General features: G+C 62.2%; 11 protein-coding genes, 1 tRNA gene and 1 pseudogene. 5 read left to right on the top strand and 8 right to left on the bottom strand.

Annotation, left to right across the window (positions count from 1 at the left end; translation table 11 throughout):
* Positions 1 to 138 precede the first annotated feature (138 nt).
* Both QZ213_RS22395 and QZ213_RS22400 read right to left on the bottom strand, forming a co-directional pair.
* Entirely contained in the window at positions 139 to 621 is a 483-nt protein-coding gene (locus QZ213_RS22395; RefSeq protein WP_291688276.1) for a hypothetical protein, read from the bottom strand.
* 124 nt (positions 622 to 745) lie between these two features.
* Complete coding sequence (locus tag QZ213_RS22400) at positions 746 to 1,417, bottom strand: hypothetical protein (RefSeq protein ID WP_291688277.1); 672 nt, start codon at positions 1,415 to 1,417, stop codon at positions 746 to 748.
* A 103-nt stretch (positions 1,418 to 1,520) separates the two neighbouring features.
* On the opposite strand from QZ213_RS22400, the gene QZ213_RS22405 reads away from it, so the two are divergent.
* Positions 1,521 to 1,700 carry a hypothetical protein gene (locus tag QZ213_RS22405; protein WP_291688278.1) on the top strand — a complete coding sequence of 60 codons (180 nt, stop codon included), beginning with the start codon at positions 1,521 to 1,523 and terminating at the stop codon, positions 1,698 to 1,700.
* Between the two features lie 228 nt (positions 1,701 to 1,928).
* On the top strand, positions 1,929 to 2,969 hold the full coding sequence (locus QZ213_RS22410) for a tyrosine-type recombinase/integrase (protein WP_291688279.1): 1,041 nt from the start codon (positions 1,929 to 1,931) through the stop codon (positions 2,967 to 2,969).
* A gap of 79 nt (positions 2,970 to 3,048) precedes the next feature.
* Here the strand turns inward: QZ213_RS22410 and QZ213_RS22415 are convergent.
* Positions 3,049 to 3,133, bottom strand: a tRNA-Leu gene (locus QZ213_RS22415).
* A gap of 123 nt (positions 3,134 to 3,256) precedes the next feature.
* Positions 3,257 to 3,499 (bottom strand): FliM/FliN family flagellar motor switch protein, encoded by a 243-nt coding sequence (locus QZ213_RS22420; protein ID WP_079574275.1) that lies wholly within the window; start codon positions 3,497 to 3,499, stop codon positions 3,257 to 3,259.
* A gap of 72 nt (positions 3,500 to 3,571) precedes the next feature.
* Between QZ213_RS22420 and lipB the strand changes: the two genes are divergently transcribed.
* Complete coding sequence (gene lipB / locus QZ213_RS22425; RefSeq protein WP_291688280.1) at positions 3,572 to 4,300, top strand: lipoyl(octanoyl) transferase LipB; 729 nt, start codon at positions 3,572 to 3,574, stop codon at positions 4,298 to 4,300.
* Positions 4,301 to 4,334: 34 nt separating this feature from the next.
* On the opposite strand, the gene QZ213_RS22430 is transcribed toward lipB, so the two are convergent.
* Entirely contained in the window at positions 4,335 to 4,556 is a 222-nt protein-coding gene (locus QZ213_RS22430; RefSeq protein WP_291688285.1) for a hypothetical protein, read from the bottom strand.
* A gap of 617 nt (positions 4,557 to 5,173) precedes the next feature.
* The gene (locus tag QZ213_RS22435) at positions 5,174 to 5,560 is read right to left on the bottom strand and encodes a helix-turn-helix domain-containing protein (protein ID WP_291688281.1); all 387 of its coding nucleotides are present in this window, start codon (positions 5,558 to 5,560) and stop codon (positions 5,174 to 5,176) included.
* Between the two features lie 22 nt (positions 5,561 to 5,582).
* Between QZ213_RS22435 and QZ213_RS22440 the strand changes: the two genes are divergently transcribed.
* Together QZ213_RS22440 and QZ213_RS22445 are read left to right on the top strand one after the other, a co-directional pair.
* A complete protein-coding gene (locus QZ213_RS22440) occupies positions 5,583 to 6,092 on the top strand; it encodes a hypothetical protein (protein WP_291688282.1) in 510 nt (169 codons plus the stop codon).
* A 3-nt stretch (positions 6,093 to 6,095) separates the two neighbouring features.
* Complete coding sequence (locus tag QZ213_RS22445) at positions 6,096 to 6,329, top strand: hypothetical protein (protein ID WP_291688283.1); 234 nt, start codon at positions 6,096 to 6,098, stop codon at positions 6,327 to 6,329.
* On the opposite strand, the gene QZ213_RS22450 is transcribed toward QZ213_RS22445, so the two are convergent.
* The gene (locus tag QZ213_RS22450; protein WP_291688284.1) at positions 6,326 to 6,625 is read right to left on the bottom strand and encodes an acylphosphatase; all 300 of its coding nucleotides are present in this window, start codon (positions 6,623 to 6,625) and stop codon (positions 6,326 to 6,328) included. The genes QZ213_RS22445 and QZ213_RS22450 overlap by 4 nt on opposite strands.
* Positions 6,626 to 6,894, bottom strand: a pseudogene (locus QZ213_RS22455) (oxaloacetate decarboxylase); the annotation flags it as partial. It abuts the gene before it with no gap.

Raw genomic sequence — 6,894 nt, forward strand, 5'->3', positions numbered from 1 at the left:
TGCTGGACTTGACCACCGCGGAACCGGACCTGACGCTGGAAGCGATCGTGCAGCGGCTGTTGGCAGGTCTTGGGCTGAAGACTTCGGAGGCCGCGGTTCATGACGCCACCGCGAGGTTTCCGAGTGCCTCTACGAGCGTCACGACCAGCGTCGGCCCTCTTTTTCTTCGAACATCCACGGCTCGATCTCGTCGAGATAGGACGACCATGCAACCAAGCCGGCGAATGTCACCGGCGCTGTCTCGATTAGATCGTTAAAGGCGGCCATTTCCGCGTGGCACGGCCCTTCGGCTATCCCATCGGCACCCAAATCACCGATCTCCTCCAACCGGGCTTGCTCTTCAAGGGCGACCAGATGCGCCGCGGCTGCCGCTCGATGCGCCGCGATTAGGCCGAATGCCGGGTCCAGCGGGCCTGCTGGCGCGGCGGAAATCACATGTCGCTCGCCACTGGAATCCACAGCCACCGTGTTGCCATCGCCAGTGTGCCCGCCGATCCAGAGTTTGGCGCCGCTTGGGGCTTGCAGGATGAACACTCCGCTTAAGCCCCACTCAGGTGTGGTTGCCCATGGGCCGGATAGCACGCGCCCTTTTTCCAGCGTTTCAGGTGCCTGCACTCTCACGCGTCTCTCCTCAATGCATTAGGCCGTTGGGCGCTGTTGCCGCTTTCAACCGCAGGCAGTCCTTTTCCATTCGTCGATTCGGTGATTTTCCAGGCCGACATAACGGATCGAGACTTCCAGTCGGTCACAAACACGCGCCCCAGCCGATCAGGTTCTTCTCGTGCAGACGGCGGATCAGATCAGACGAAGCCAGGTAGTTTTCTGAATACCGCGGCGGTACAGGATAATCAAAAGGCGGCGGAGGTGGCGCGAACTTGACTGAGATCGGATGCGTCGTGACTTTGACGATCTTTTTCGAAGGGCCCTTGGCAATCGAGTATTCGTGGCGCGACACGATCAATTCCAGCGCAAACATATCGACGTAAAAGTCGAGAGTGATAGCGTGGTTCAATGCTCCAGGGTATCCGATAGTTTTCGCGTGCGCTTCATCCGATTCCTTGAGCCAAGCAGACAGCGGGCCACCGTTCAAATCCTTGGTGATGAGGTCGACTAAAAGGTCCTCGACGTTATCAGCCTTGAGGAACGCGAAATCCAAGTCGGGATGGCGATCTATGTTGTTACGGAAAGACCTACGCCATACGCGCACATAGTCGGCCGCACGGTTAGCGATTTCGACGCCGCACGTGCCTAGCAGCAGATTGATCTTGTCGCTGGTGGTCATCAAAGCCCCACCGGGCCCCCGTCCCTGCGAAGATACCAGACCGGCGGGCCGCAACACTCGCGCGACCGTGTTGACGTGTGTGTCCGATACGCCGGTCCATGCGGCGGTGTGGGGAATCAATTCGGAAAGTTTCATTGACAAACCGCCAGTATCGGTATTGGGTACCGATACTGATACACGATAAGCCCGAAAAGTCAACGTTAAGGCGCCCATCGCCCCCAACCGGAAGCAGGAGCCAGTGTTCAAACGCATCGACCGCGCTATTCGCGACTACCAAGCCACCACAGCCGAAGTGGTCAAAGCAGCCCTCCACGCCGTCAAGGATCGCGAATACACCGGCCTCATCAATGCGGCCAGCATTCGCATCGGCGCCGCGTTGACGCTGCAGGATGTCCTTGCCGCCGAGATTGCGCGCTGATGCAACCGGGGGCCGCTTAGGCCGCTCCCGCTTGTTCGAGGTAAAGCCATGTCCCGCCGCGCAGCCATTATCACGCAAGCCGACGTAGCCCGTGCGATCCGGGCCGCAAAACAGGCCGGAGCGGCCACGGTAGAGGTGCGCCCTGACGGCACGATTATTGTCCGAATCAAGGGACCTCCAATCGCGCCCGACCTTGACGACGATTTGCCACCCGTCATCCTGTAGCCCATGACCCGCCCTCGCCCGCCGCACCTTCAGCGCACCGTCAGTCGACACGGCAAGACGGTCTGGTATGTTCGGTTCGGTAGAGGCCCCAAGGTTCGCATTCACGGTGTCTACGGCACGCCCGAATTTGAAGCTGCCTATCAGGAGGCGACCTCTGGCAAGCGCGCCCAGGGCGCCGGCAAAGCGGCGCGTGGCACTCTGGAATGGCTATGGATGCTCTACCGGCAGGCAGACGCTTGGACCGCCCTTTCACTGGCAACCCGCAGGCAGCGCGAAAACATCATGCGGCCAGTGCTTAAGACGGCTGGCGCCGAACCACTATCCAGAATCAACAAGAAGGCGATTGAGGATGGCCGCAAACGGCGTGCCGCGACGCCGACGCAGGCAAAGCATTTCGTGACAACCATGCGGCAGATGTTCATTTGGGCCGTTGCCGCGGATCCGCCCCTGGCAAGGAGCGACCCCACGGCAGGAATCACATTCAAGCGATCCAAAAAGGAAGACACAAACGACGGTTTCCCGGTGTGGACCGACGAAGATATCGAAAAATATGAGCGACGATGGCCGCGCGGCACGCGTGAACGAGTCCTTTTCGATATTTACCAGTTCACCGGGCTTCGGCGTGGCGACGCATCGGTGGTCGGCAAGCAGCACGTCCGCAAAGGAATCATTTCGATCCGCACGGAAAAGACGGGAATGCTTGTCACGATTCCTATCCTTCCGGAGTTGCAAAAGACGATCAACGCGGGTCCGCTCGGCGAGTTGAGTTGGTTCGCCCGCCTCGACGGAAAGCCCATGGTCAAGGAAGCCGTCGGCAGCTTCTTTGCCGAAGCCTGTAAGATGGCGGGCATCTATGGAAAGTCGGGCCACGGCGTTCGCAAAGCCGCGGCGACTCAGGCCGCTGAGAACGAGGCGACCACTGCGCAGATGAATTCGATATTCGGTTGGGAAGGTGATGCAATGGCATCGCTATACACGAAGTCGGCGAACCGCACGAAAATCGCCGCAAAGGCGATCAAGAAACTTTCGCGGTCCAAAAAGTGAACTTCTAAACCCCCACCTACCGAAAAGGTGGGAGCTTTAAGCCGAAAACATCAATAGTTTCAAAGCTGATTTTTTGAGGTGGTGCGCTCGGAGGGACTCGAACCCCCACGATTTTACTCACTGCCACCTCAAGGCAGCGCGTCTACCAATTCCGCCACGAGCGCTTGGAAAACCGGCACCGGAATGACGCCGGACCGGATCAACGGCGCGGGATGTAACAAATCAGGGATGGGGGGACAAGGGCTGGCATTGCAGCTGATCCCGCGAAGTCGGGAACGGATTCCGGCCTACCGGCTGCCCGGCGATTTCGGCAGCATTTGCTTGACTTCGACCGCGATGCGGTTGCGATCGACCAGCACCACGCCGCTGGCGATCGGCAGGTTGTTGGCGAGAATCTTGACCTCGTCCGCCTCGGTGGCGTCCAGTTCGATGATGGCGCCGCGGCTGAGCCGCATTACCTGATGGATGGGCATCGTGGTGGTGCCGAGGACCACCATGAGATCGACACTGACTTTATCGAGGGTTGGCACTGGGGTGAGCGACCTGAACTGACGAAATATGCAAAATTGCGTGGTTTGAGATCACCACGTTATGGTTAGCCAATGGTTAATGACCGCCAAACCCTGGATTTGACGCCGTTCGCCGGCCCCGCCGGCGGCGGGGCGGTCGAATGGCGGATATCGGACGCCCCGGTGCCCTATCCCGAGGCGGTGGCGGCCATGGAGGCCCGTGCGGCCGATATCGCGGCCCACCGGGCGGGCGAACTGGTCTGGCTGCTGGAACACCCCCCGCTCTACACCTCCGGCACCAGCGGCAAGGCGGCCGACCTGCTCGATCCCCGCTTTCCGATGTTTGCCACCGGGCGTGGCGGGCAAATCACCTATCACGGCCCCGGGCAGCGGGTGGCCTATGTCATGCTCGACCTGAAGCTGAGGCGGCCCGACGTCCGGGCCTATGTGGCCAGTCTCGAGGAATGGATCATCCGGACGCTGGCGGCCTTCAACGTGCGCGGCGAGCGGCGCGAGGATCGCGTCGGCGTCTGGGTCGGCCGGCCGGACAAGGGTCAAGGCTTCGAGGACAAGATCGCCGCCATCGGCGTGCGGCTCAGGCGCTGGGTGTCGTTCCACGGCATTTCGATCAACGTGGAGCCGGACCTCACCCACTTCGACGCCATCGTCCCCTGCGGCGTGGCGGATCCGCGCTATGGCGTCACGAGTTTGGTCGATCTCGGCCACCCCGTGAGCATGGCGGATGTCGATATCGCGCTCCGGCAGACGTTCCAGCAGGTATTCGGCGCCGTCGAATCGCGGCTGCCCGAGGCGACGGCCTGACCGCGAATCGCGATCGCGGCGGTGGTTCCCGTTTTCAGACGCCGTGTGCCGTACAGAGTTCGCTGGCGGCGGCCTGCCCGGCTTCCGTCAGCGCGATAAGCGTGCGATCGCCCCTCTCGGCGCATTCAAGGATCTTGCTGGCGATATGCCGGCGTGCATCATGCCGTTCACCAGCGCCCGCAAGCACCTTGCAGGCACGGTCGAGCGCGACCTCCATGTTGGCCAACGTTCTCTGATCGAAGCTTTCGGCAATCATCACGCTCCTCCTCAGGTCTTCGCGGGTCTGCCGCGCTTGGCGACAAACAATCCCTGCAGTCCGCCGCATTCCTGAGAATGCCCGCGCGCTTCATCGCTTCGGTTCGCTCCGGACCGGGCTTCATCTCGCGCGCCTTTTCCAGCGCGATCTGCGCTTCGGCATCAAGGCCCAGTTTGGGACGCGAGTCTTTGCTTGAGATCCATGGAACCTGGGGTAGCCGATGGAACGCGCTCGTCTCTCGAAATTGGTGTTGCTAATGCGGCGGTTGCAGCTCGCCCGCGATCCAGCCAGCCACATCCGACTCAAACGGGTCGCTGGCCAGGACCCCGGTTTCGCTGTGTCCGCACCTGCGGCATTCGAAGGTGCGGTGTTCGAAGCCTTCGGGCCCCGGTGCAATGGCAACCGTGATCATCCGCGTTTGACAGTCAGGGCAGCGCGGACGGTGAATCGGCAATAGTTCTGGATCGGGTTTTCTCGTCGCCGGCAACATTCAAAAGAATAGCGCCGCGGCGAAGATTCTGTCTGTTCGGTCGGCGACCGAGATAAGAATAGACTTTTTGAAGCAGCGGCGGGGTGACGCCTGAGACACCGGATTTCTTATCCGCTCCGTCCCCGCTTTAAGCTGTCTGCAAAATCACGCAGGCCGAGGCGGGCCCGCCTGCGCATGAGGCGTCGCATTCCTTCACCAGCGACGCGATCGCGGTTTCCAGCGCCTTGAGCTCGGCGAGTTTGCGACGCACCCCGGCAAGGTGGCCGGCGGCCAAGTCCCGCGCTTCCGTGCAGGGCTTTTCGCCGTGCATCAGCGACAAGAGCGAGCGCACTTCCTCGATCGAGTAATCGAAGTCGCGGCAGCGCCTGACGAAGGCGAGCCGCCGAACGTCTTGATTGTCGTAGATTCGCTGGCCGCCGCTCCGCGCTGCCGGGCGCAGCAGCCCGACCTGTTCGTAGTACCGAATGGTCGGAACGCTCGTGCCGGTCCGCTTGGCCAGGACTCCAATCCGCAACGTCCCCTCCCCGATTTCTCGCTTGAACCTCAAGCCGCTTGAGGGGGTATCCGTCGAAACATCGATGAACAACCCTTCGGAGAATCACATGAGTGTTATCCAACCGTCCTGCAGGCTGCCGTCGGAAAATGCGCCGGGCTGCGGCTGCGCCTCCATGCAAGAACCGGCAGGCGGCAAAGCCGCCGGCGCCGCGGCAATGACCGCGCTGGCGGCGGCGGCATGCACGGCCTGCTGCCTCTTGCCGTTCACTTTGCCTGCGGTGATCCTCGCCAGCGCCGGCGGATTTATCGCCATGCTGGATCACGCGCACGGCTGGCTCACGCGGCTGGCAGTGCCCGTCGTGATCGGTGCCTGGCTATGGATCGGATGGCAGGTCAGGAAGACGCAACGAAGGGCGACGCGCTTGACCGTTACCCTGATGGTCCTCGCAAGCCTGTTGACAGCGGCCGCAGCATCCTGGCCGGTGCTCGAGCCTGTCGCGTTCAACGCGCTCGGCATCGTAAAGAAACGCGCGGTCTTGCCTAACGAGTGACGAATGGATGGACTTACCCTCTTCGGTCTCTTCGCCGTGACGGCGATGCTGGTGTCGTATGCGCTGGAGGCAAGGAGCCCCTGGTACGTCCTGGCGTTCGCCGTCGCCTGCGGCCTCGGTTCGATTTACGGCTTCCTGCAGGGCGCGTGGCCGTTCGGCGTAGTCGAAGCGATCTGGGCACTGGTGGCGCTACGACGGTGGGGGCGAGCGAGGACACAGATCCGGAACTCGGGTTAGATCGTCGGCAGAACCGAAAACCGTTCGCCCGGCCGACGCAGATTGAGCGCATCGGGACTGCCGCCTTCGTCCTGCACGGCATCGACCCGCGCCGAGGAAGGACCGCGCCGGCAGGACGCCACCATTTCCGACACGATCTCCGCCGGCCCGGCAAACAGCGCTTCCACGCTGCCGTCCCTGCGGTTGCGCACCCAGCCTTCAAGATCGTGATTTCGGGCCCGGTGCTCGACCCAGGCGCGGTAGCCGACGCCCTGCACGCGTCCGGTGATCGTCACCTGACGGATCGCGCCGCTCATCTATTTGCTCAAGCCCAGGAATTCGCGGCCACGCGCTTTCACCTCCGCTTCGCGCGTGAGGCGGCCGGTCAGTTCGCCCGAAGCCAGTCCCTTCAACGCTTTCGGCGGCAAGCCTTCACGCAGCGCCTTGAGCGTTTCGTAGACGGCCTGCGTCGCCGCGGCGAACGGCGCGTGGCCCTGCAGCGCGATCCGCACCCGCTGGCCGGCGAGATAACGGGGATCGGACATCTCCTCGGGCGCGCCGCCCAGCACGATCGGCAGTTTCGTCG

Source organism: Bradyrhizobium sp. (assembly GCF_017881085.1).
Taxonomy (GTDB): Bacteria; Pseudomonadota; Alphaproteobacteria; order Rhizobiales; family Xanthobacteraceae; genus Bradyrhizobium.

What these genes read in the sequence shown, in the direction of transcription:
- QZ213_RS22410 (WP_291688279.1), top strand. Translation starts at nt 1,929, where the DNA reads ATGACCCGCCCTCGCCCGCCGCACCTTCAGCGCACCGTCAGTCGACAC.
- QZ213_RS22400 (WP_291688277.1), bottom strand. Translation starts at nt 1,417, where the DNA reads ATGAAACTTTCCGAATTGATTCCCCACACCGCCGCATGGACCGGCGTA.
- QZ213_RS22430 (WP_291688285.1), bottom strand. Translation starts at nt 4,556, where the DNA reads ATGATTGCCGAAAGCTTCGATCAGAGAACGTTGGCCAACATGGAGGTC.
- lipB (WP_291688280.1), top strand. Translation starts at nt 3,572, where the DNA reads ATGGTTAATGACCGCCAAACCCTGGATTTGACGCCGTTCGCCGGCCCC.
- QZ213_RS22445 (WP_291688283.1), top strand. Translation starts at nt 6,096, where the DNA reads ATGGATGGACTTACCCTCTTCGGTCTCTTCGCCGTGACGGCGATGCTG.
- QZ213_RS22450 (WP_291688284.1), bottom strand. Translation starts at nt 6,625, where the DNA reads ATGAGCGGCGCGATCCGTCAGGTGACGATCACCGGACGCGTGCAGGGC.